The sequence below is a fragment of the Sphingomonas sp. NIBR02145 genome (assembly GCF_027359115.1).
GTDB classification, from domain to species: Bacteria; Pseudomonadota; Alphaproteobacteria; order Sphingomonadales; family Sphingomonadaceae; genus Sphingomonas; species Sphingomonas kyeonggiensis_A.
This window is the reverse complement of sequence record NZ_CP114791.1, coordinates 4,250,912-4,271,833: the sequence shown is the minus strand read 5'-3', so window position 1 is coordinate 4,271,833 and position 20,922 is coordinate 4,250,912. Positions and strand designations below refer to the sequence as shown.

Below are 20,922 nucleotides of genomic sequence, written 5' to 3'. Positions count from 1 at the left end.
ATGCCCGAACTCAAACTTGCGCAACTTCCCGATCGCATGCCGGTCAAGCTCGGCATCTCGGTGATGCCGGACCTCCATCAGGCGCTCGTCGCATATGCGGCGCTTTACGCCCAGGCCTATGGCCGGGAGGAGCCGATCGCGGATCTCATCCCGGCGATACTCGCGGCGTTCCTCGAAAGCGATCGCGCGTTCAGCAAGGGGAGGTCGAAATGAGCCGGCATGCTCTGGAGCCCGATGAAGCAACGCTGGAGCCGATCAGCGTACGGATTTCCACCGCCGTCAGGATCACCGGCATCTGTCGCTCTACGATCTACGAGCTCATCGGCGATGGGACGATCGAGACGGTGAAGATCGGGCGATCGACCTTCATCCTCTATCCCAGCCTGAAGCGGCTGTTCGAGCGGAGCTAACCTCTATGCGCTGGCGGGCCATGTACGGGCCTGACGGCAGCCGGAGGCACGGGCGCTTGAACGACCGGTAGTGGGCCGTTTGCTGCCTGACCGCTCCTGGAAGCCAGTCCGCAATAGCTGCCATTAGGGAGAGGGCCAGCCGAACGACCATTAGCGTCGGACTTCAGAAGCTTCTCACAATCCTTCTCAGATCAGGAAGCTAACACTTGCGGAGACAGAAAGTCATTAGACCCGAACGGCTGAACTATTTGCGATTCCCGCCACCTTCATTTTCCCAATCGTCAAGCGCCTTGCGCAGTTGATCGTCGCGCGTTTCAGGGCGGATCTTGCGCCAGGTTTGCCCCAGAGGAACCACCACGGCGTCCAACAATCCGCGATAGGCCTTTGCCATACCTTCATGGGCGATCCGGGAAGTGGGCTCTGTCGCAGCCTTCGCCGCAGCCAAAGATTCCTTCAGCCGCCTTGTGTAATATTCCATAGTCATCGTGCACGCTCCCGTGAAAACGGAGCACGATGATCTCAAGTCAAGGTTGCCCGGCGAGTCGCCCTTTATGGGTACAGCATATCACAATTATCATATTAAATATAATCAAATGATGCGCATTTCCGTAATCCACCGGTCTTGAGATGGGGCGGGATTAAATGTCTCGGCGCGACGCCCAAGGGGCACGCTTAACCGCTCCACTGAGGACGCGCGAGCCATAGGCCTGCGCCATAGTGGCTGCATCTTTGGCGTTCATGAAGACGACGTGGGTTCCCCGCGGCAGCAACGGCTCGATTGCACTGATGACGGCGGCATGTTTGGCCGACATCGCCGTTACATCGGCAACGGTGGCATCAATGTTCAACGCGCGGGACATGGAGGCTTCCTTTCAAGCTTCTTGACTGTATCCGCCCTACTTCTCGGCGAAGCAGAGTTGGTTTGTAACAGGCGGCTCGCGTCGGCCGCGCGGGACAGGAAGCCGCCAGAACGATGAACGGAACCGAGCTGCCTCCATGGTGGCGTGGGCGGATGCACAGGCCTGATGATCCTGGGCGGCCCGGTATGGTCACTCCAAGTCAGCTAAATCCCAGACTGGCACCTCTTCCGCCCAGGATCGTCGCGCTACCGGCGCCGCTGCGAAGAGCCACTACGGCCGTGGTGCATTCCTGTTCGCTCGTATAGCCGGCACAGGTCGCCAGCAGCGCACCGGATCCCGAGCGAAATTGCCACCGCCAGTCGCCGCCCGCCATCAGGATGGAGGTAAGACGCACCTCATCGGCACGATAGATTTCGAAATAGCATTGTCCGTCCGCCTCCGGGCGGCCGCTATCGTTTGCGGCGGAGACGCTGAGAAGTGCTTCCGAAACATCTGCAGGCAGGTCAGTGACCGCGGCATGGGGCCGCTTCAGTTCGCAGAATATGGAATTGGTCGACACATGATTTCTCCCGTGGGCAAGCGGGAGCAATTGAATTTCTCTCGGGCGTCGCGCGCTTGCGAAGCGGATGAGTCGACGATCCGCGCTTTGTACATGCATTCGCCTTGCCTGGCCATGATGCGTGCCGGAATACTTGCCGGCAGCATGAGGAGCGGTCGCGGGCTAGGGCTTTTCCGTCAGAATGTTAGCCACAGTATCGGCATCCATTGGTAATCCGGCCGCAGCCCCCATATCAGGATTATCGCGCCACCTGCCACGAGCCCGGCCGCGACCGAGAGATGCTTCGCGCTCCCGCTCAGTGACGGAGACAAACCATGAGCATCTACCCGCCGATTACGGGCGCGAATATGCGAACACCAACGCGTTCGACCGATCCGACGGCCCTCCAGTTGGAAGCCGATGCACTGGAAGCAAGCCTTCGCGACATGTCTGCCTCCTTCTCGCGGGATTATGTCGCCGGGCGGATGGGCGTCCGGCATAACACCTACCAACATCGCGCACGCGTCCTGCGGCAGTTGACGGCGCAACTCGCGGCGATGCGTACCGAAGCTCTATTGTCCGCGTCGTGATCTCGGAGCGCTAATCGACCGCGCGGATCAAGGGTGTGGCTCGCCGCGGTGGCGCCCCGCATGGATCCGTGCTTCTTTCCGCAACCGCCGGTGATAGGAACGGGCACGCCCATGATAGATGCGGTACGCGATGAAACCTGCGACCAGCAGGGTGATGACCAGCATCAGGCTGTAGGCGGCGATCAGTCTGGGTTCCATCATGCACCTCCTGGGTTGCTCGCAGTGCTTTGCAGGGGATCGGCGGAAACCATGACCTCCACCGTCATGCCGAGAAAAGCTGCAGCCGGGCCGAGATAATGCCCTTCCACGGGGCGCAGACGGGCGATGTCGCGTCCGACTGCGGTGGGCACTAGATTGGCCTCTCCCATGCGGCCGTTGGTTGGATCGAAGGCGATCCATCCGGCACAGGGTAGATAGACTTCTGCCCAGGCATGGGTTGCGCCGTGCTGGCGCTCCCCTCCGCCGGGGTCATCTGTCAGCGGGTCAAAGATATAGCCGGACACTGCGCGGGCGGCGAAGCCCAGGTGCCGCACCGCTTCGATGAAGAGCATGGCGATGTCCCGGCAGGAGCCCGATCCCAGATCGAGCGTGGCGCCGGGAAGCTGCGTCCCTTCCGATTCGCGCGCGGCATAGGCGACGCCGTTCCGGCTGGCGGCGCTCACATCCTGAAGCAGGGCCAGCGTGTCGGTGGGGTCGGAGCGAACCAATGCGCGAGCCCAGATCGCCAGGCGGCCGCCAGGATCGGGATGGACCGGCGCCAGCAGCCCACCCAAATCGCTTTGTTCCTCTTCGGAATAGCGGAAGGGGTAGCTATGCGCGTGCGGTGCGATATTGAAAATGGGCCAGGCATCGGCGGTCTGCTCGACCACCAGCAGGCTGTGGATTTCGAGCCGGGTGGCCAGGTGCGAGAAGGATGCGGTGGCGATCAAATTGCCGAACACATCCTGTGTCCATGCCAGTTCGGCGGCAGGCGTGCAGTGAAGCTGGGTGACGATCGGGTTGAGGACCGGGGAGGCTCGCGGGCTCAACATCACGCGATGCGGCAGCAGCACGACCGGATCGCGATAGGTGTAGCTTGTGGTGTGGGAGATGTGCAGGCGCATACACGCTCACCCTTGCTGGCTAGCGCGAGCAGTGTGCGGCAGACCGAATTCCGGGCTGCCGCACTGCGGCATCAGACTTCCTGCAGGTTCACTGCCGACGTCTTTCCGCGCTGATCCGATTCCACCTCATAGGAGAGGCGCTGGCTTTGCTGGAGCGTCGTCATGCCGGCGCGTTCGACGGCGCTGATATGCACGAAGCTGTCATTTCCACCGTCCTCGGGAGAAATGAAGCCATAGCCCTTGCTGCTATTGAAGAATTTAACGGTGCCGACAGGCATGATCTGTTCCTTTCGCAAAAATGAAGTGCCGGACCGCAAATGCAATCCGAGCCAGGAAGCGAGAAAAGGAAGATCCGCCCGAAGGCATCAATTTCCGTCGCAAGCGACGACAGCTAGTCTAAGATGGTCGATCTGGTTGGCATTACAATGGCTACACCAGATATATCCCTATGCAAATTCGCGATTATAGAGGGCGCGATCCGGATTTTCGCTCAAGTTGCGATCTTCCATGAACGCCGGTTCGTCCTTCATCACCCCAGCCCGGGCGATTTCCTGAGAGCGCAGCTTGCGGGCCTCGCGATGTTCGGCGGCAGCGCCTTCCTTTGCCCATGCGGCTGCTGCCACAATCGCAATGCGCTTTACGTTCTCGAGCTTGGCTGTGCCGGCCAGGGCGCGCTGGCGCGCCTCTTCCGCGCGGCAGAAAATGGCAGTCGGTTGCATGGATCGGTCTTTCCGCTTGAGGAGGCGACGCTGTCTGGCATCACGATTTCTTGAGAGGCTGCACCAGCGGTGTGCCTTTCAAGGCTGCGCTGACCGGCACCAGTTTCGGCGCCGCGACCTTTTTGGGCTTTCGAGCCTCTTTGTTGCTTCGGCGTTGACCCTTGGCCATGCAAAGTTCCTTCCTGACGGTTTCAGATGCGTGTGAAGCGAATGGACAAGCGAGGCCGCGGACGCATTTGCGTCGGGGTGCCAGGGCTTGGGCAAGGAGGCGCGCCGCTTGGTCGCGCGTGCTCGGCGCTGGGCGCAACTATCGGGAAAATCTGCATGGAGGTGCTCCACGTCAGAGCGGGAGCATGAACTCTCAGTCGCACCCAGGCTCATGGCAGGCGGTGCGATACAAGTTATGTGGGGTGCCAATGGCGGTTACGCCACCCCGACCCCGGTAAATCGCAGTTTCTCAGCCAGCATGGGTTGTGCCCGGCCACAGTCGGCCTGATATTGTGCGCTGCAGCAATTGGCCTGGCCAGGGACGGTTGCTGCATTGTCAGGGCTTCCGCCGTGGCCAGGAGAACGCCAAATGCGACCCCTGAACGACACGATAAAGCACCTCAATGCGTTGCGCGCCGGGCAGAATATCATCCCGACGGGTGCGAGCCGGCTCACGGAACTGCGCGACTTCGGGTCCAACCCCGGCGCACTGCGAGCCTTTTGCCATGTGCCGGCGAGCCTGGGAGAAAATGCAGCGCTCGTCGTCGTGATGCACGGCTGCACCCAGGATGCCGCCGCATATGATCGCGGCTCGGGCTGGTCCCAACTGGCCGACGAACAGGGTTTTGCGGTGCTCTTCCCTGAGCAGCGGCGCGCCAATAACGCGAACCTTTGCTTCAACTGGTTCAGCCGGGACCACACCCGGCGTGACGCCGGCGAGGCGCTGTCGATCCGCCAGATGGTGGCGGCGATGATCGCCACACACCGGCTTGATCCGGCTCGCGTCTTCGTGACCGGCCTCTCCGCCGGCGGTGCGATGACCTCGGTGATGCTGGCGACCTATCCGGAGGTCTTCGCCGGCGGCGCTATCATCGCCGGTCTGCCCTATGGCACCGCGGAGTCGATCCCACAGGCTCTGGACCGCATGCGCGCGCAGGGCGGTCCGAGCGGGGCCGCGCTGGGAGCGCTGGTGACGGCGGCGTCCGCCCATGCCGGCCGATGGCCAAGTATTTCGATATGGCACGGCATCAGCGACATGACGGTCAGCCCCGCAAATGCCGCGCTCATCCTCGAGCAGTGGCGCCGGCTGCACGGCGTTGCAGAGTCTCCCTGCGAAACCGATGCCGTCGAAGGCCATACCCATCGCCTCTGGCGGGACGCCGCAGGCCGCGAAGTGATCGAGGAATATCGCATTGCCGGGCTCGGGCATGGCACGCCGCTCAGCACCTCGGGCTCCGACGCCTGCGGAGTGCCGGGACCTTATATGCTGGAAGCCGGCATATCCTCCACGCGCCATATCGCGCGCTTCTGGGGGCTGATCGGGACCGGGGCCGCACGCGCGCCTTCTCGGGTCCGGGAAACCGCCAGGATAGAGGGTAGGCAGCTCGACAAGGCAGATACCGGCACGGGAGTCGGGCGGATAATCGAGGAAGCGCTGAGGGCAGCCGGGTTGATGCGCTGATCGCGCCGGAAGGAGCTTCCATGCAGCCACCGCACGACCTCTACATCCAGTTGATCGCAGGGGTCGGTGTGCTGGTGCTGATGACAGCGTGGTTGCCGATGCTGCTGCGCAAGATGCCGCTGTCGCTTCCCATCCTTTGCGTTGCCACCGGCGCAGCACTGTTCGCACTTCCGGCGCTGCGCCCTTTCGCAGTCCACCCGCTTGCCTTCCCGGTGACGGTACAGCGGCTGAGCGAGCTGGTCGTTATCGTTTCGCTGATGGGCGCGGGTCTCAAGATCGACCGGCTGATTGGCCTGCGCCGCTGGGCGCTGACCTGGCGGTTGCTGGGCATCGCCATGCCGATCACCATGCTGATCGTTGCCGGTCTCGCCTCGGGGATATTGGGTCTCGGCCTTGCTGCCGCGCTCCTGATCGCCGCGGTGCTGGCACCCACCGACCCGGTGCTGGCGAGCGACGTCCAGGTGAATGGTCCCGGGGAAGGCGGCGAGGACGAAGCGCGCTTCGCTCTAACTTCGGAAGCCGGTCTCAACGACGGCCTGGCATTTCCGTTCGTCTATCTGGCGATCGCGCTGAGCGCGGCGAGCTTCGGTGCGGGAGATGCTCTCACCTGGCTGGCACGCGACCTGCTCTGGAAGACCTTGCTCGGCGTGGCCGCCGGTTATGCGATCGGGCGGGGGCTGGGCTATCTTACCTTCCACCTTCCCAACCGCGCCAACATCTCCCGCACTGGCGACGGCTTCGTCGCGCTGGCCGCCACCTTCCTCGCCTATGGCGTGGTCGAGATGCTAGGCGGTTACGGCTTCCTGGCGGTCTTCGTCTCGGCACTCGCCTTGCGCAACGCGAGCCGGGACCATGACTATCAGGAGCGGCTCCATGGCTTTGCCGAAGAGGCGGAGCGGCTGCTGATGATGTCGTTGCTGGTCCTGTTCGGCGGCATCGTGACCTATAGCGGGCTGCTCGCGCCGTTCGATTGGCCGATGCTGCTTTTCGTGGCCGGAGTTCTGCTCGTCGCGCGGCCCGTGGCGGGCATGATCGGCCTGGCGGGGACGAGATTGCCTTGGCGGGAGAAGCTGGTGATTTCCTTCTTCGGCATCCGCGGCATGGGATCGATCTACTATCTGGCCTTCGCCCTAAACCACGCGAATTTCCCCGATCCGCGCCGCCTTTGGGCGACGGTCGGTGCGGTGGTGCTCGCCTCGATCCTGCTGCACGGGATCACGGTGACCCCGTCACTCCAGCTGATGGACCGGTGGCAGCGTAGGAAAACTGCTGGTTCAGATTAGTAATGTGGCTAGTCGATAAGCCTGCAATTGAAAATAATGATCCAGATCAGTCAAATAGATAATTGCGATCCCTATGAGATGCTAACGACTCGCAACAGGAAATTTCTTGGAACGTATATTCTTTTCATCCTGTTTGATCTTCGTCTCAGGAGAAATAACATGGCTGACACCAAGAAAGATGCAATCGCCCTTCTCAAGGCCGATCACCGTACCGTGGAAGCGTTGTTCGAGCAGTTCGAAGGAGCTTCGGGCGACGGCAAGAAGCAGAAGATCGCGATGCAGATCTGCATGGAGCTGACCGTCCATGCGAAGATCGAGGAGGAAATCTTCTACCCGGCCTGCGAGGGCAAGATCGAGGAAGACCTGCTCAAGGAAGCCTATGTCGAGCATGACGGCGCCAAGGTGCTAATTGCCGAAATCGAAGCCGGCGCGCCGAGTGACGATTTCTACGATGCCAAGGTGAAGGTGCTGTCCGAGCAGATCGAGCACCATGTCGGCGAGGAAGAGCAGCGCATGGAAGGCATGTTCGCCCAGGCGCGCAAGGCCGGGCTGGATATGGACGCGCTGGGCGAACAGCTGCTCGCCCGCAAGACCGAGTTGCTCGCCACCTATAAGGCTAGTGGGCTGCCGAAGCCGGAGCTTACCACGATGACCGACGTCACGGTCTGATCGCAAACTGCAAAGACGCCTCGTGATACGGGCGGGCGAACCCTTTGCCCGCCCGTATCATTTCCACCTGCTTCGATCGCAGCGTCGGCGCTTCGTTATGCGAGCGTTCTGAGACCCGGCTCGCGAGCGTAGAAGCGTTTTGCTGCGGCTGGCACGAACCCGTCATCCAAGCCGGTAACGCCATCGTCGGGCTCAATACCGGCCTTGTCGAGCAGCGGCTTTGCCGCGTCGCTGGCGCCGATGGCCTTCAGGTGACCGAAGGCGTTCATCACCCATTCGACTGCCGCACCTTCGTTCATCAGTGCCGCGCAACCTTCTTCCGAAAGCACCACCGCCACCGCGTCGAAGATCTGCGATGGCGTCCCTGCGAGTTGCCCGTCGGCCTTCTGCACTTTGCCGTCGGACAAGGTCGCGCCGCCCACCTTGGGTGCGACGATCACGGCCTTGGCTTTGGCCTTCTCGATCGCGCCGATGAGCGTGCTCAGGTCGGCGGCGTCGGTACCGTCTGCGATCAGCACGCCGATCGCGCGGCCTTCGAGCGTGTCCTTCATGTTCTTTTGGATCGACAGCGCATCGGACGGCGCGATCTCAACCGGTTCGCGCGCGGCCGTGGCCTTTGGCGGCAGCGGGATACCGAGACCGTCAGCCACCCGTTTGGCGAACGCTTCATCGACATTACGAAGATTGGCGACCATCCGGCCCGGTACTTGGTCGAGCAACCCGACCTTGGAGAGTTCGAACACGAAGGACGAGGCGATATGCGCCTGCTCGCTTTCGGTCTGTGAGGCGAGGAACATCCGTGCCTGGCTGTAATGGTCGGCGAACAATTCGCTCCGTACGCGCAGCTTGTCGCCTGTCTCGTCCCGGCCGGTAGGCGCGGTGCTGGTGGCGAAACCGCTGGCGGGACATTCGCGCGGCCCGCCTTCCTCGCCATGCGCCGCAAGGCTGTTGGGCTCGTAGTTGGCGCGCCCCTTGGGCACCGCCATCTGCATCATGCCATCGCGCTGGAAGTTCGCCATCGGGCAGCGGGGCGCATTGACCGGGATCTGGTGGAAATTGGCGGTGCCAAGCCGCGATTTCTGCGTGTCGAGATAGCTGAACAGGCGCCCCTGCAGCAGCGGATCGTTGGAGAAATCGATGCCGGGCACGATGTTGCCGGGGCAGAAGGCGACCTGTTCGGTCTCGGCGAAGAAGTTATCGACGTTCCGATCGAGCACCATCCGCCCGATGATCCGCACGGGAATATCATCCTCGGGGATCAGCTTGGTGGAGTCCAGTACGTCATAGGGCTGGGCATCGGCGAATGCCTGATCGAACACCTGGATGCCGAGCTCCCATTCGGGAAAATCACCCGTGTCGATAGCTTCGAACAGGTCACGACGGTGATAGTCGTTGTCGGCGGCCTGAAGCTTGAGCGCCTCGTCCCAGATCGTCGACTGGATCCCGAGCTTCGGCTTCCAGTGGAACTTGACGAAACTGGCCTTGCCGGCTGCATTGACCAGCAGGAAGGTGTGGATGCCGAAGCCCTCCATCATCCGGAGCGAGCGCGGCAAGGTGCGGTCGGACATCGCCCAGAACAGCATGTGCGTCGTCTCGGGTATCAACGACGCGAAGTCCCAGAAGGTGTCGTGCGCGGAGCCGGCCTGCGGATAGGCGCGGTCCGCCTCCATCTTCACCGAATGGATGAGGTCGGGAAACTTGATCGCGTCCTGGATGAAGAAGACCGGGATGTTGTTGCCAACCAGGTCCCAATTGCCTTCGCGCGTGTAGAATTTGACCGCGAAGCCACGGACGTCACGCGGCGTATCGACCGATCCCGCGCCACCGGCGACGGTCGAGAAGCGCACAAAGACCTCGGTCTTCTCGCCTTTGGTGAACAGCGCTGCCTTGGACAGGTCCGAGATATCGTCGGTCGCTTCGAAAAAGCCATGCGCACCGGTGCCGCGGGCGTGGACGATGCGTTCGGGAATACGTTCATGATCGAAGTGGAAGATTTTCTCGCGAAGGACGAAATCCTCCAGTAGCGTCGGGCCGCGCAGGCCCGCCCTCAGGCTGTTCTGGTTATCGGAAACCGCAATGCCCTGATTGGTGGTGAGCACCTCCGTGCCGTCACCGGCGATCTGGTGTGTCTCGCCGCCATCGCCGCTTTGCCTGGTATTCGTCGCCATGTGCCCGCTCCTGATTGTCGGAGGTTCAACCGGCGGTGCCGCACCAAGGGTCCGTCGATTTGGCGAACTTGCTGCAGATTAATGCGATTCCCCCGTGGAGGTCGAGCTGAAGTGCGAAGATACGAGCCAGTATGCATGAAGCTGACGCGGGCTCGGCAGTTGCGTGAGATTGTGCTGGCATTGGCGCGGCAGCGGGTCGCCGATAATGGGTCGACTGACCTTTAGCGTTCGCCACGACACCGGCCTGCGCACTCACTCAGCCTGTATGATTTGGTGCGTATGTGATCGGTAGCGTAACTTAGGCGCGCTGACCTGAAAACCGCAGCCCGCAAAGACGGGCCATCAAACAGGTTAGGCGGCAGTAGGCCACGGGCCTTTCAGCCATCGCCTAAACAAAGACGGCTTTCGGGTTTGTCGGCTGTCAAGCCGAACGTCCGAGATTGGGGCGCGAAGCCGCCGTCGGCTCGCACCGACGGCGAAATCTGCTTGCTCATCGCGATGATCGCCTCGATCGACCACCAAAATCGACCGTGACCACTTTGCTGTCGTCGGCAAACGTACCGCCGTCATCGCTGCCCCGAAGCTGGTCGAGATAGTCCGACCAGTGCTGCATCATGCGCACGCGCTCCTCCCAGTACTGGCCTCGCGCATAGGCGCGTCGCACGCCGTTATTCTCCAAGTGGGCGAGCTGCCGTTCGATCGCGTCGGGGTTCCATAGTCCCATCTCGTTCAGCAGCGTTGCCGCCATGGCGCGGAAGCCGTGCGCAGTCATCTGGTCGCCGCTGTAGCCCATACGCCGCAACGCGAACGTGACGGTATTCTCAGACATCGGGCGCTTCCAGGTATGAAGTGCCGGGAACACATAAGGGCTATGGCCGGTCAGCGGCCGAATCTCGTCGAGCAGGTCGAGCACCTGGCGCGAAAGCGGCACCTGATGCGGCCAACGCATCTTCATCTTCTCGGCCGGGATCGACCACACCGCACGCTCGAGGTCGAACTCGCTCCATTCGGCCCGGCGCAGCTCCCCAGGGCGCACGAAGACGTGCGGCGTCATGCGAAGGGCGAACCTCGTGATCGCGCTGCCCGCGCTATCGTCGATGTCGCGCAGAAGCTGCCCGACTTCCTTGGGGCGGGTGATCGCGGCGAAGTGCTTGGTCTTGGGAACGATGATCGCCCCGCGCAGGTCGCGCGCGACATCAACCTTCGCCCGTCCGGTGGCGATGCCATAGCGAAACACGCGGCTGATCACGCTGCGCATACGGCGCGCGCTTTCGTAATGGCCCGTCGCCTCGATCTTGCGCAGGACGGCGAGCACCTCCTGCACCTCTATCTCATGAAGCGGGAGGTGGCCGAGAAACGGATAGACCTTCTCCAGCAGCCAGCGGACCTTGCTGAGCGTCACCTCGGCGCGCTCTTCTCGCGTGATCTTAACGAACCATTCCTCAGCGACGCCCTTGAAGGTGACGTTCGCGTCAATCTGGGCGCGAAGCTTCCGGCGCTTCTTCTCGACCATCGGATCGACGCCGTCGTCGATCATCCTGCGCGCGGAGTCGCGCTTGGCGCGAGCATCGGCCAGGCTGACCTCGGGCCATACGCCGATCGCGAGAACCTTCTGCTTGTCGAGAAAGCGATAGCGGAAGCGCCAGTATTTGGCGCCGTTCGGCATCACCAGGAGGAAGAGGGAACGCCCGTCGCCGAGCTTGTATTGCTTCGCTTTGGGCTGGGCGTTTCTGATGGCAAGTGCGGTAAGTGCCATGGTGGTATCTCCGTCCGAAAACGGGCGAATCCACGGCCGATTTATACCACCAAAATTGGTGGTATCTCGGCGGACCCGCCCAAATCTCGTCGGAAAGATATTTGAAAAAAGCGTTTTTCCCCAGCCGCTTACGCGACGCTCATGGACGTCACCGGACGGGGAAAATGGTGCCCAGAAGAGGACTCGAACCTCCACGCCCTTGCGAGCGCCAGCACCTGAAGCTGGTGCGTCTACCAATTCCGCCATCTGGGCACGGGGTAGGCGAGCGCCTCTACGGGGGACACAATCCCCTGTCAACAGCCACGAAAACATTTTGCGGATCATTTTATCGCACTGCGCAAAATGCCGGGCTTGCCCGCCCGCGCCGCTCACCCTCCCCACGCAAAATGCCGGCACAGCGCCTTCCGGCGCCGTAGCGAACGCACCCGGAGAAGCGCCCAGGCGGCATTCGACCGCGGCCCGCGCCCTGCACGGGAAAGCCGGGAGATTTGAGCGGGAAACCACCGCGCGCCGCCGCGGTCAACGCGAATGCAGCCTAGCCACGACAGCCACCCGCTGCGGCCGGCCGTCGCCCGGCTCCAGGCGCCAACAATCGATGTTGGCCGAGGCGCGACCGGCATCGCATGCCGGCGAAGCGGAGACCATGGCCCGCCGCCCGGCCCGAAGCCCGATCGCCCTTGTTTCACTACTGCAAAATGAATGGCGCCGCCTACAGGACTCGAACCTGTGACCTCCGAATTACGAAGGTGTCTGACGAGATATCCGGAGCAGTTGCGGGAAAGCTGCCCTGCCGCCTGCTCGTTCCTGGCGCCTTATCGTTGACTTTGGCCGTAAACGCCCAGCCGATACCCGAATTTCCTTAGTGCGAAACGGCAGCGTAGCGTTGGGCCTCGCCGACGACGCGAAGGATGTTGCCGCTCCACATTCTGTCCAGATCAGCGTCTGAATAACCAGCGGCACGCAGCCGTGCGGTCACGTTCGGCAACATCGAGATGTCGTCGATTCCCGGCAGACCGCCGCCGCCATCCCAGTCAGCGCCGAAGCACACATGATCCACCCCGGCGACTTTGATCACGTGGAGGACCATTTCCATGTAGCGCTCGAAATCGGCCTTGCCCCAGATCGGCTGGGTCTTGTCGAGCTCCCGCCATTTCCGGACAAGCTCCACCTGTTCCTCAGGCGACAGGTCCGAGATATGCTCGTACCGGGTGAAAAGCGCCGCGCGTTCGGGCGTCATGTTCATGTTCGCCAGGAAAATGGTGCTGACGCAGATCGCCCCGCCCTTGGCCGCCAGCTTGCGGATACGTTCGTCGTCGAGGTTGCGGGGATGATCGAATGCCCAGCGGCCGCTGGAGTGCGACAGGAGCAGCGGCGTTTTCGACAGCTCCAGCATCTGGTCGAACGTGTCGTCGGACGCGTGGCTGGCGTCGATCACCATGCCGAGCCGGTTCATCTCCGCCACCCATTTACGCCCGAGGGGAGAGAGGCCGTTCCATCTGGGCTTGTCGCCCGAACTGTCCGCGAACTGGTTGTTGGCGCCATGCACCGGCCCCGCGAGCCGCACCCCGCGATCGTGAAATTCCTTGAGCAGCGAGAGGTCCTCGCCCAGCTCGTAGCTATTCTCCATGCTCTTGAACGCGACAAGCTTGCCGTCGCGGTTCAGCCGTAGCGCATCGTCGGGCGTCAGCGCCGGACCGATCTTGTCGGGGAACTTCGCGAGCGTGGAATCGATCAGGTCGGAGCGACCGCGCGCATAGGCAAGCGCATCGGCATAGCCCTTGGGGGTAAGCGGCCCCTGCTCGGTATAGATGGCGAAGAAGCCGCCCTCGAGCACTCCGGCCTCCATCCGCTCCATATCGACCTGCACCAGATCGGTCGCCGGATCGTGATGGCCTGCGAAGCTCCAGCCCGGCCGGGCGAAATGCAGCGGCGTATCGAGATGGGTGTCGAGCACGAGGAAGTCCTTGTGCGCCCGGGGCGCCGCCGGACCTGTTTGCGGCGCGGTCACGCAGCCGGAGAGCAGCAGGGCGAGGAACACGAGGCGCTTGGTCATTTCTTGTCTTCCACCGGACGCAGATCGAGATCGCCATAGTCATAGCTGAAATCGGCGATCGGGCTTTCAGGCTTCATCGTCACGCGCGCGACCTTGCCATCGGCATCGAGCGCGAAGGTGACATAGGCCGGCTCGATCGCCTGGTCGTCGAAGCGGGTGACGAAGGTGTCATATTGCCAATGGAGCAGCTTGCCGGCCATGCGCGGCGTGGTCTTGAAGTCGATGCGCAGCCCGTCGGCGCCCCCAGTCACCGCGACATCGCCGTACCAGGGATCGCGATAGGTGCCGGCATAGCGTTCGAGCGGCAAGGCTGGCCCGACCTTGGCAGGCGCGGCCTTGACTGCCGAGAGCGCCGCCTTGCCGCCTTCCACGCGGTTGGTCATGAACTCGCCGAAGCGCCTGGGCCAGTCCTGATCGGGGATGCCGAGATAATGGTCGACCAGCATGTGCGCGACGCCGCGCAGCAACGCCACGTCCTCGGAATTGACCACCACCGCGATACCGACATCCTGGTCGGGGAGCAGGATCACATGGGTGATCGACCCGAACACCCCACCGCCATGTGAAATGATCCGCGCGCCCTTATAGTCCTCGACCTCCCAGCCGAGCGCATAGGTGCTGAACTTTGGCGTCAGCGGCGCGAGACTGCCCGGATAGGGCGTGAGCGGCTGGACCGTGACTCCCTTCCACATCTCCGCTGCCTGGGTCTCGCTGAACAGCCGCCCGCCGCCGGGAAGCGCGCCGTGGCCGAGCTGGATCTTGAGCCATTGCGCCAGGTCGTTGGCGCTGAGCGCGAGCCCTCCCGCGGGCATCGCCGCGCGGCCCAGTTCCTCGCGCTCGTCGAGCACCGAGTTCGGGCCGTCGCCGCGCACCGCGCCGCCGATCCGGGCATGCGGGAAGGCCCGGTCGGCAGTTGCCCAGCGCGCCTCATAGGTGGCGGTGGCGCTGCTCATGCCGCCGCGCTTCAGGACCTCGCTGGTCATAAAGTCTTCCCAGCTCTTGCCGCTGACTTCCTCGATCAGCTGGCCGGCGACCATGTAGAGGATGTTGTCATAGGCATAGCTGGAGCGGAAACTGGTGGCGGGCTTGATATAGGCGAGCCGCTTGACCGTCTCCTTGCGCGACAGGCTGCCGCGCGGGACGAAGAGCAGATCCCCCGCCCCAAGCCCAAGCCCCGAATGGTGGACGAGCAGGTCGCGGATCGTCATCTCGCGCGTGACCCAAGGGTCGTACATGCGGAACCAGGGCATGTGATCGATCACCTTGTCGTCCCAGCCGATCTTCCCTTGGTCAACCAGGATGGCGAGCGCGGCGGCGGTAAACGCCTTGCCGGTCGATCCGGTCTGGAAGATCGTGTCGGCATCCACCTTCGCCGGCTCGCCCTGCTTGCGAAAGCCCCAGCCCTTGGCAAGCGTCGTCTTGCCATGCTCGACGATCGCCACCGCAATGCCCGGCGCACCGCTCGCCTTGCGCAGCGCTTCTACCTTGGCATCGAGCCCACCAGGCGGATCGGCCAGCGCCGGAGTGGCGAGCGCAAGCAACGGCAGAGCGAGCAGATGGCGCAGCTTCATGCGGCAGTCTCCTGGGGAATGGCGGAGCGACGGAGCAGCCGTGCCAGCCCGACGGTCAGCAGCGGCAACACGAACACGGCGAGGAACAGGTACGCCAACAACCGGTAGCCGTTGGCGATCAGCGCGATCAGTCCGACCCGGTCGGCGACAAACATGCAGACGAGCAGCAGCACTCCGGCGATCGCGGCCCGGGCCCTTGCTCCCAGCGCCACGCCGCGCCGCCGGCGCACCACCCCCGCCACCCGCTCGTTGATCGCATGCACCGCCCCAGCGCCGCTTTCGAGCAACGCCGCGAAGATCATCATCTGGAATGCCCAGTGGAAAATGGGCACGTCGAGCTGGCGCAGCAGGAAGTCCGACGGCAGCGTCTCGGCGCCGATGCCGGGATAGAAGGCGACCATGCAGGTGAAGAACAGGATCGCCGGCAGCATCGCCAGCGGCCCGGCGATCAGGCCGGCGACCACCGCGTCTCGCGTGCTGGTCAGATGGCGAAGGACCGGCAGGATCACCACGGCGCCGATGATGTTGTAGCTCGCATAGGTGAGCCCGCCGCTCGCCCAGCCGCTCCACGGCGCGGGCGTCGCGAAGCCGTCGGCGATGCGGTCGCCGAAGCGCCACAGGCTCAGCGCGAGGAAGATCGCATAGACGGCATAGAGCAGGAAGGAGACGTACTTGAAAACACCCTCCACCGCCGAATTGCCGAGCGCGACAGTGGCGAGGATGGCAAGCGCGAGCGCCAGCGTCCCAACGAACACCGGCCAGCCGAACATCGCCGCGCCGATAGCGCCCGCGCTCGCGCCGAACACGGCGAGGATCAGCACGACGAACAGGATGTAGGCGCCCTCGAACGCGATCCAGGCGGTGCCGAGCAGATTGGCGAAAAAGGTGCGATAGTCGAGCGCGCCGACGAGGCGCGCATAGGCGAAGGTCGCGGCGGCGATGGCACTCCACAGCAGCATCGCGAGGATCATGCCTGCCAACCCGCCCCAAGGCCCTGCGGGGAGGAAATATTCCGCCAGTTCGCGCCCGGTCGCATAGCCGCCGCCGATGATGACGGCCTTCATCGCGAAGCCCGGTAGCAGGAAACGCTGGAACCAGCTCGATCCTGCTGCCGGGGCGCTCATGCGAGGCAGCTTTCGACCAGCGCGGCGAACGCCGGACCGCCGCGCACCGGATCGGCGACGGGCAGGCCCAGGCGTTCGCTCTCGCGGGCCATGATCTCCAGCGCTTCCGCCTCCCCCAAGGCCGACGTGTTGAAGCTCACGCCGCCGCAACGGATGGCCGGATTGGTCCGCCGGCCGAGCGCGGTGGTGAGGTCGATGATCTCCTCGATGCTCGCCACCGTATAGCCGGCGGTACCGAGCATCACGGTGCGGCCCGGCTCGTGACAGACGACGAATACGTCCGGCTGGCTGCCGTGCAGCAGGCCGAGCGACACCGCCGCATAGGCCGGATGCGCGAGCGACCCCTGCCCCTCGATCACATCCCAATGCGCCGGATCGGCATCGGGCGAGAGCATCTCCGCTGCGCCCGCCTCGAAATCGGAGATCACGGCGTCCATCGGCATGCCGCCGCCGGCGATCATGATCCCGGTCTGGCCGGTAGCGCGGAAGCTGGTGTCGAGCCCGCGCGCCTCGAACGCACGCGCCAGAGCCAGCGCGGTGTACTTCTTGCCGAGCGCGCAATCGGTGCCGACGGTGAGCAGCCGCTTGCCGCTGCGCTTGCGCCCGGTGGCGACCGGGATCTCGGCCGGGGGTACGCGGATGTCGATCAGCCGGCGGCCGAGCAGCATCGCCGCTTCCGCGACTTCCGGAATGTCCGCCAGGCGGACATGCATGCCCGAGACGATGTCGAGCCCCGCCTCCAGTGCCTCGACCAGCGACTGGCGCCAGGAAGGCGGGATCACGCCGCCAGGATTGGCGACGCCGATCACCAGCCCCCTGGCGCCCTGTGCCACCGCCTCCGCGGGGCTCAAGCGCGGCAGGCCGGTGGATACGGAGGCCCCGCACGCGAACTCGCCCACGCACTTGTCCCCGGCCCAGTCGCGCAGGCCGAACGCGGTCTTGGCGAAGCCCGGCTCGGTCGTGTCGCCGAGGAAGAGAAGATAAGGCTGCGGCAGCACCAGCGCGGTGCCGCGCGCGCCGAAGGGCGCATTCATTCCTGTGGCTCCGATCAGAAGGCGATGTCGAGCGCGAGACCCAGCGTGCGCGGCTGGACCGGAACGGTCGAGAGATAGCCCGGGTTCACCGTGGCGACGCTGGTGGTGATGCGCCCCTCGCTGTCGGTCAGGTTGCGGGCATAGGCGCGCAGCGTCCATTTGCCGTCGAACGTGACCGATGCGTTGAGATCGAAGGTCGCATAGCCATCGACCGGCACCGACAGCGGATCGCTTGCCACCGCCGAGATGCGATCGCCGACGATCCGCACCGCGCCGCCGACATGCGCCCGGGTCGAGCCGCTTAGCGCCCAGTCGTAATCGGCGGTCATCGCTGCAGCGAGCTTGGGCACGTTGGGCAGCTGGTCGCCATCAGTGCAGTTCGGCGTGGTCTGGGTGCACTTGGCATCGGTGTAGGCGAAATTGCCGCCGACGCTGAACCCGGCGACCGGCTGGATCAGCAGCTGCGCCTCCACGCCCTGGCTGCGTGCGGTGCCGGCATTGACCAGCCCGTTGATGCCGTTGGCGAAGGCCTGGGCCACCTGAAGGTCGTTCCAGTCGAGCAGGAAGGCAGCGGCGTTGAACGTCACCTTGCGATCGAGGAATCGAGTCTTGATGCCGGCCTCGTAGCTGGTGACCCTTTCGGAGTTCACCGTCGCCGAGAAGCCGGGCAACGCGATGTTCGGCCCGCCCGGGCGATAGCCGCTGGCGGCACGGACATAGAGCATCGTGTCGCGGTTGAGGTTGACCTGCGGGCTCACGCTCCAGGTGACGATCTCTTCGCTCGACGAACCATCGCCGCCGCTGTTCAGACCGAGCAGCGGGATCTGGGTGCTCTGCGTGAAGGTCTGGTCGTTGCGCGCCCAGCGCAGGCCGCCGGTGATGTGGAAGACGTCGCCGAGCTTCAGCGTCGCGTTCCCGAAGACCGCATATTCCTTGTAGGTGTTGGGCAGGCCGACGATCGCGAAGGGATCGAACGGCGCGAGCGGCTGGCCATTGGCGTCGAGCGCGCGGACCAGCTGGTCGTGGCTATTGTCCTCATCGGTGTAGAAGAAGCCGAGCTGCCAATCGAGCAGCTTGTTCGTAGCCGAGGTCAGGCGGACTTCCTCGGTCCATTTCTTCTGGTGCAGGTTCGCCGGATAATTGGCGAGCCCGCCCCAGATCACGCCATAGACGCGTGAGGCATCGCTGGTCTCGAGGATCTTGAGCTCGCTGTATGACGTGGTCGAGCTCAGCTCGGCAAAGCCCATGTCATAGGAGATCGAGCCCGAGAGGAACTTGAAGTCGCTGTGGAAGGGCTCGGGCAGCTGCGAGTTGGTGCTGAGCCACGAGGCACCGGGCGCCAGCGGCGTCGGGCTGCCCTGGGTTTCGTAGAGGATGCCGAAATTGTCGGACTCGGTGCGCTGCCACAGGCCGCTCAGCTTCACCGTCAGCTTGTTGTCCGGCTTGAAGAGCAAGGCGACGCGGGCACCCTGTTGGACGGCGGAGTTCACGTCCTTCTCGCTGGTCAGCACATTGTCGATGAAACCGGGCGTCTTGCGGCGCGAATAGCTGCCGCTGATCGCGAGCTTGTCTGCGATGATCGGCAGGTTGACCAGCCCGCTCGCCGCCCAGCCGGCATCGCTGCCATGGGCGATGGTGAACACCTCGCCGCCGGCGCGGACCGAGAATTTGGTCAGGTCGGGCTGGACGGTGACGTACTTGAGCAGGCCGCCGATCGAGCTGGCGCCGTAGAGCGTGCCCTGCGGCCCGCGCAGCACTTCGATCTGCTCGATGTCATAGGGCAGCAGGTCGAGCGAGAAGGTCTGGGCGCGGTTGTAGATGCCACTGGAGCCGATCGGCGCGTCATCGAGATAGATGCCAACAGTGGCGCTCGGCCCGATCGGCGCGACGCCGCGCAGCGACAGGGTCGAGCGACCCGGCGAGCCGGCATTGTCGACCTGGAAGCCAGGCACATAGGCGGCATAGTCGGCGAGCTGCGATGCGCCGCTCTGCTGCATCTGCTCGCCACCCACCACGCTGATCGAGATCGGCACGTCCTGCAACCGCTCCTCGCGCTTCTGTGCGGTGACGACGATCTCGTCATCGCCCGCCACTGGCGACGGTGGCGTTTCCTGCGCGAATGCTGCGCAGGGCAGCAGCAGCGTGACCGCCGCGACGGTAATCAGCAGATGGGCCCGATTGGTCTTGCGCGTCATCGTTCGTCTCCCCCCTTCGGAAGTTCGATGTCCTCTCCGCCTCCGCTTGTGCAGATGGCGGCCGGTAAGCTGCGCGGCACTTGGCGCGTACGCAGCCACTTCTTTGCCTAATCAGGATGCTATTATCCTGATTAGAGAAGAGTCAATCCAATTTGACAATTAAGTTGCAGGCGTGGCCAAAAGGGCACGCTGGCCCCACACCGCCTCGGGGCAGTCGATATATCCGTCGCGATAGACGATGCCCGGCGTGCGGTCGGCAGCAAGGAAGGTCGGCCCGTCCAGGTCCACCACGTCGCAGAGCTGGCCGAGCAGCCAGGCCGGCGCCATCGCCCAGCTCGATCCGACCATGTTGCCGACCATCACGTCGAGCCCCAGCGTCCGCGCGCGCCTGGCGATCGCGATCGCCTCGGTGAGGCCGCCGCATTTGTCGAGCTTGATGTTGACCGTCTGGAAGCGCCCGACCAGCCCGTCGACATCGGCGAGCGTCAGCGCGCTTTCGTCCGCAGCGATCGGAATTGGCGAGTTGAACCCGTCGAGATCAGACTCGCGCCCACGCGCCAGCGGCTGTTCGAGCAGCGCGATCTCGCATTCGACCAGGGCCGCGACCAGCGGGTCGAGTTCGTCCGCCTGGAAGCCCTGGTTGGCGTCGACCCCGATCCAGCATCCGGGCCGGGCGGCACGCACCGCCCGCACCCGGGCGATGTCGAGGTCGAGATCGCCGGTCAGCTTGAGCTTGAGCGCACGGGCATCGGCATAGGCACGCGCGCCCTCCGCCATCACGCCGGGATCGTCGGCACCCAGCGTGAAGGTGGTGAGCAGCGGCCTGGGTTCGGGAAGCCCGGCGAGCTTCCACACCGGTACCCCCTCGCGCTTGGCATCGAGCTCCCACAACGCGCAATCCGCCGCGTTGCGGGCGCCGCCGGCGGGCAGCTCGGCCTGCAGCTCGGCGCGGGTCATCCCCGCACTCAGGCCGTCGCGCACTGTCTCCAGCGCGGCAGCCATCGTCGTTTCACCGTCCCCCAGATAATAGACGCCGCTCGCCTCACCACGCCCCGTGTGGAGGCCGTCGGAGACAGTGACGACCACCACCGGAGACTCGGTGAAGACATGACCGGAGATGCGGAACGGCTTCGCGAAGGGAAGCCGTTCCACGGCGATGTCGAGCGAGCGGCGCATCACC

Annotated in this window: 22 protein-coding genes and 1 tRNA gene; 6 read left to right on the top strand and 17 right to left on the bottom strand. The window is 64.0% G+C overall.

The window, feature by feature from the left end:
• Both O3305_RS19565 and O3305_RS19560 read left to right on the top strand, forming a co-directional pair.
• The gene (locus tag O3305_RS19565; RefSeq protein ID WP_269574020.1) at positions 1-213 is read left to right on the top strand and encodes a DUF2274 domain-containing protein; all 213 of its coding nucleotides are present in this window, start codon (positions 1-3) and stop codon (positions 211-213) included.
• A complete protein-coding gene (locus O3305_RS19560) occupies positions 210-410 on the top strand; it encodes a helix-turn-helix domain-containing protein (protein WP_269574019.1) in 201 nt (66 codons plus the stop codon). Before O3305_RS19565 ends, O3305_RS19560 begins: the two co-directional genes overlap by 4 nt.
• Before the next feature lie 244 nt (positions 411-654).
• Here the strand turns inward: O3305_RS19560 and O3305_RS19555 are convergent, their stop codons facing one another.
• The 3 genes from O3305_RS19555 to O3305_RS19545 form a co-directional block, all read right to left on the bottom strand.
• Positions 655-894 carry a hypothetical protein gene (locus O3305_RS19555; RefSeq protein WP_269574018.1) on the bottom strand — a complete coding sequence of 80 codons (240 nt, stop codon included), beginning with the start codon at positions 892-894 and terminating at the stop codon, positions 655-657.
• A gap of 154 nt (positions 895-1,048) precedes the next feature.
• Complete coding sequence (locus tag O3305_RS19550; RefSeq protein ID WP_269574017.1) at positions 1,049-1,270, bottom strand: hypothetical protein; 222 nt, start codon at positions 1,268-1,270, stop codon at positions 1,049-1,051.
• A gap of 199 nt (positions 1,271-1,469) precedes the next feature.
• A complete protein-coding gene (locus O3305_RS19545) occupies positions 1,470-1,829 on the bottom strand; it encodes a YegP family protein (protein WP_269574016.1) in 360 nt (119 codons plus the stop codon).
• 314 nt (positions 1,830-2,143) lie between these two features.
• Here O3305_RS19545 and O3305_RS19540 point away from each other — a divergent pair, with 314 nt between their 5' ends.
• The gene (locus tag O3305_RS19540) at positions 2,144-2,398 is read left to right on the top strand and encodes a hypothetical protein (protein WP_184000638.1); all 255 of its coding nucleotides are present in this window, start codon (positions 2,144-2,146) and stop codon (positions 2,396-2,398) included.
• A gap of 27 nt (positions 2,399-2,425) precedes the next feature.
• Here the strand turns inward: O3305_RS19540 and O3305_RS19535 are convergent, their stop codons facing one another.
• The 5 genes from O3305_RS19535 to O3305_RS19515 form a co-directional block, all read right to left on the bottom strand.
• Positions 2,426-2,596: a hypothetical protein gene (locus O3305_RS19535; RefSeq protein ID WP_184000639.1), complete on the bottom strand. Its 171-nt coding sequence runs from the start codon at positions 2,594-2,596 to the stop codon at positions 2,426-2,428.
• Positions 2,596-3,501 carry a transglutaminase family protein gene (locus O3305_RS19530; protein WP_269574015.1) on the bottom strand — a complete coding sequence of 302 codons (906 nt, stop codon included), beginning with the start codon at positions 3,499-3,501 and terminating at the stop codon, positions 2,596-2,598. Before O3305_RS19530 ends, O3305_RS19535 begins: the two co-directional genes overlap by 1 nt.
• 71 nt (positions 3,502-3,572) lie before the next feature.
• On the bottom strand, positions 3,573-3,779 hold the full coding sequence (locus O3305_RS19525; RefSeq protein ID WP_269574014.1) for a cold-shock protein: 207 nt from the start codon (positions 3,777-3,779) through the stop codon (positions 3,573-3,575).
• Positions 3,780-3,947: 168 nt separating this feature from the next.
• Positions 3,948-4,220: a hypothetical protein gene (locus O3305_RS19520; RefSeq protein WP_269574013.1), complete on the bottom strand. Its 273-nt coding sequence runs from the start codon at positions 4,218-4,220 to the stop codon at positions 3,948-3,950.
• A gap of 40 nt (positions 4,221-4,260) precedes the next feature.
• Complete coding sequence (locus O3305_RS19515) at positions 4,261-4,389, bottom strand: hypothetical protein (RefSeq protein ID WP_269574012.1); 129 nt, start codon at positions 4,387-4,389, stop codon at positions 4,261-4,263.
• A 408-nt stretch (positions 4,390-4,797) separates the two neighbouring features.
• On the opposite strand from O3305_RS19515, the gene O3305_RS19510 reads away from it, so the two are divergent.
• From O3305_RS19510 to O3305_RS19500, 3 genes are all read left to right on the top strand, one after another.
• A complete protein-coding gene (locus tag O3305_RS19510; RefSeq protein WP_269574011.1) occupies positions 4,798-5,889 on the top strand; it encodes an extracellular catalytic domain type 1 short-chain-length polyhydroxyalkanoate depolymerase in 1,092 nt (363 codons plus the stop codon).
• A gap of 20 nt (positions 5,890-5,909) precedes the next feature.
• The gene (locus O3305_RS19505) at positions 5,910-7,172 is read left to right on the top strand and encodes a cation:proton antiporter (RefSeq protein WP_269574010.1); all 1,263 of its coding nucleotides are present in this window, start codon (positions 5,910-5,912) and stop codon (positions 7,170-7,172) included.
• Positions 7,173-7,331: 159 nt separating this feature from the next.
• Entirely contained in the window at positions 7,332-7,841 is a 510-nt protein-coding gene (locus O3305_RS19500; RefSeq protein WP_269574009.1) for a hemerythrin domain-containing protein, read from the top strand.
• A gap of 95 nt (positions 7,842-7,936) precedes the next feature.
• On the opposite strand, the gene O3305_RS19495 is transcribed toward O3305_RS19500, so the two are convergent.
• The 9 genes from O3305_RS19495 to O3305_RS19455 all read right to left on the bottom strand — a co-directional run bounded on the left by O3305_RS19495 (position 7,937) and on the right by O3305_RS19455 (position 20,918).
• On the bottom strand, positions 7,937-10,009 hold the full coding sequence (locus tag O3305_RS19495) for a catalase (protein WP_269574008.1): 2,073 nt from the start codon (positions 10,007-10,009) through the stop codon (positions 7,937-7,939).
• A 490-nt stretch (positions 10,010-10,499) separates the two neighbouring features.
• Positions 10,500-11,765, bottom strand: a complete 1,266-nt coding sequence (locus tag O3305_RS19490; RefSeq protein ID WP_269574007.1) for a tyrosine-type recombinase/integrase — start codon at positions 11,763-11,765, stop codon at positions 10,500-10,502.
• A gap of 165 nt (positions 11,766-11,930) precedes the next feature.
• Positions 11,931-12,017: transfer RNA gene (locus O3305_RS19485), tRNA-Leu, on the bottom strand.
• A gap of 607 nt (positions 12,018-12,624) precedes the next feature.
• Entirely contained in the window at positions 12,625-13,818 is a 1,194-nt protein-coding gene (locus O3305_RS19480; protein WP_269574006.1) for a dipeptidase, read from the bottom strand.
• Positions 13,815-15,389, bottom strand: a complete 1,575-nt coding sequence (locus tag O3305_RS19475; RefSeq protein ID WP_269574005.1) for a serine hydrolase — start codon at positions 15,387-15,389, stop codon at positions 13,815-13,817. The genes O3305_RS19480 and O3305_RS19475 overlap by 4 nt, the downstream gene beginning before the upstream one ends.
• Entirely contained in the window at positions 15,386-16,513 is a 1,128-nt protein-coding gene (locus tag O3305_RS19470; protein ID WP_269574004.1) for a hypothetical protein, read from the bottom strand. The genes O3305_RS19475 and O3305_RS19470 overlap by 4 nt, the downstream gene beginning before the upstream one ends.
• Positions 16,510-17,547, bottom strand: coding sequence for an N-acetyltransferase DgcN family protein (locus O3305_RS19465; RefSeq protein ID WP_269574003.1), 1,038 nt, complete (start codon positions 17,545-17,547; stop codon positions 16,510-16,512). The genes O3305_RS19470 and O3305_RS19465 overlap by 4 nt, the downstream gene beginning before the upstream one ends.
• A 14-nt stretch (positions 17,548-17,561) precedes the next feature.
• Complete coding sequence (locus tag O3305_RS19460; RefSeq protein ID WP_269574002.1) at positions 17,562-19,742, bottom strand: TonB-dependent receptor; 2,181 nt, start codon at positions 19,740-19,742, stop codon at positions 17,562-17,564.
• A gap of 159 nt (positions 19,743-19,901) precedes the next feature.
• A complete protein-coding gene (locus tag O3305_RS19455) occupies positions 19,902-20,918 on the bottom strand; it encodes a dipeptide epimerase (protein ID WP_269574001.1) in 1,017 nt (338 codons plus the stop codon).
• Positions 20,919-20,922: the final 4 nt, after the last annotated feature.

What these genes read in the sequence shown, in the direction of transcription:
- O3305_RS19495 (WP_269574008.1), bottom strand. Translation starts at nt 10,009, where the DNA reads ATGGCGACGAATACCAGGCAAAGCGGCGATGGCGGCGAGACACACCAG.
- O3305_RS19535 (WP_184000639.1), bottom strand. Translation starts at nt 2,596, where the DNA reads ATGGAACCCAGACTGATCGCCGCCTACAGCCTGATGCTGGTCATCACC.
- O3305_RS19550 (WP_269574017.1), bottom strand. Translation starts at nt 1,270, where the DNA reads ATGTCCCGCGCGTTGAACATTGATGCCACCGTTGCCGATGTAACGGCG.
- O3305_RS19460 (WP_269574002.1), bottom strand. Translation starts at nt 19,742, where the DNA reads ATGACGCGCAAGACCAATCGGGCCCATCTGCTGATTACCGTCGCGGCG.
- O3305_RS19505 (WP_269574010.1), top strand. Translation starts at nt 5,910, where the DNA reads ATGCAGCCACCGCACGACCTCTACATCCAGTTGATCGCAGGGGTCGGT.
- O3305_RS19565 (WP_269574020.1), top strand. Translation starts at nt 1, where the DNA reads ATGCCCGAACTCAAACTTGCGCAACTTCCCGATCGCATGCCGGTCAAG.
- O3305_RS19530 (WP_269574015.1), bottom strand. Translation starts at nt 3,501, where the DNA reads ATGCGCCTGCACATCTCCCACACCACAAGCTACACCTATCGCGATCCG.
- O3305_RS19475 (WP_269574005.1), bottom strand. Translation starts at nt 15,389, where the DNA reads ATGAAGCTGCGCCATCTGCTCGCTCTGCCGTTGCTTGCGCTCGCCACT.
- O3305_RS19520 (WP_269574013.1), bottom strand. Translation starts at nt 4,220, where the DNA reads ATGCAACCGACTGCCATTTTCTGCCGCGCGGAAGAGGCGCGCCAGCGC.
- O3305_RS19560 (WP_269574019.1), top strand. Translation starts at nt 210, where the DNA reads ATGAGCCGGCATGCTCTGGAGCCCGATGAAGCAACGCTGGAGCCGATC.
- O3305_RS19470 (WP_269574004.1), bottom strand. Translation starts at nt 16,513, where the DNA reads ATGAGCGCCCCGGCAGCAGGATCGAGCTGGTTCCAGCGTTTCCTGCTA.
- O3305_RS19515 (WP_269574012.1), bottom strand. Translation starts at nt 4,389, where the DNA reads ATGGCCAAGGGTCAACGCCGAAGCAACAAAGAGGCTCGAAAGCCCAAA.
- O3305_RS19455 (WP_269574001.1), bottom strand. Translation starts at nt 20,918, where the DNA reads ATGCGCCGCTCGCTCGACATCGCCGTGGAACGGCTTCCCTTCGCGAAG.
- O3305_RS19500 (WP_269574009.1), top strand. Translation starts at nt 7,332, where the DNA reads ATGGCTGACACCAAGAAAGATGCAATCGCCCTTCTCAAGGCCGATCAC.
- O3305_RS19525 (WP_269574014.1), bottom strand. Translation starts at nt 3,779, where the DNA reads ATGCCTGTCGGCACCGTTAAATTCTTCAATAGCAGCAAGGGCTATGGC.
- O3305_RS19555 (WP_269574018.1), bottom strand. Translation starts at nt 894, where the DNA reads ATGACTATGGAATATTACACAAGGCGGCTGAAGGAATCTTTGGCTGCG.
- O3305_RS19480 (WP_269574006.1), bottom strand. Translation starts at nt 13,818, where the DNA reads ATGACCAAGCGCCTCGTGTTCCTCGCCCTGCTGCTCTCCGGCTGCGTG.
- O3305_RS19510 (WP_269574011.1), top strand. Translation starts at nt 4,798, where the DNA reads ATGCGACCCCTGAACGACACGATAAAGCACCTCAATGCGTTGCGCGCC.
- O3305_RS19465 (WP_269574003.1), bottom strand. Translation starts at nt 17,547, where the DNA reads ATGAATGCGCCCTTCGGCGCGCGCGGCACCGCGCTGGTGCTGCCGCAG.
- O3305_RS19490 (WP_269574007.1), bottom strand. Translation starts at nt 11,765, where the DNA reads ATGGCACTTACCGCACTTGCCATCAGAAACGCCCAGCCCAAAGCGAAG.
- O3305_RS19540 (WP_184000638.1), top strand. Translation starts at nt 2,144, where the DNA reads ATGAGCATCTACCCGCCGATTACGGGCGCGAATATGCGAACACCAACG.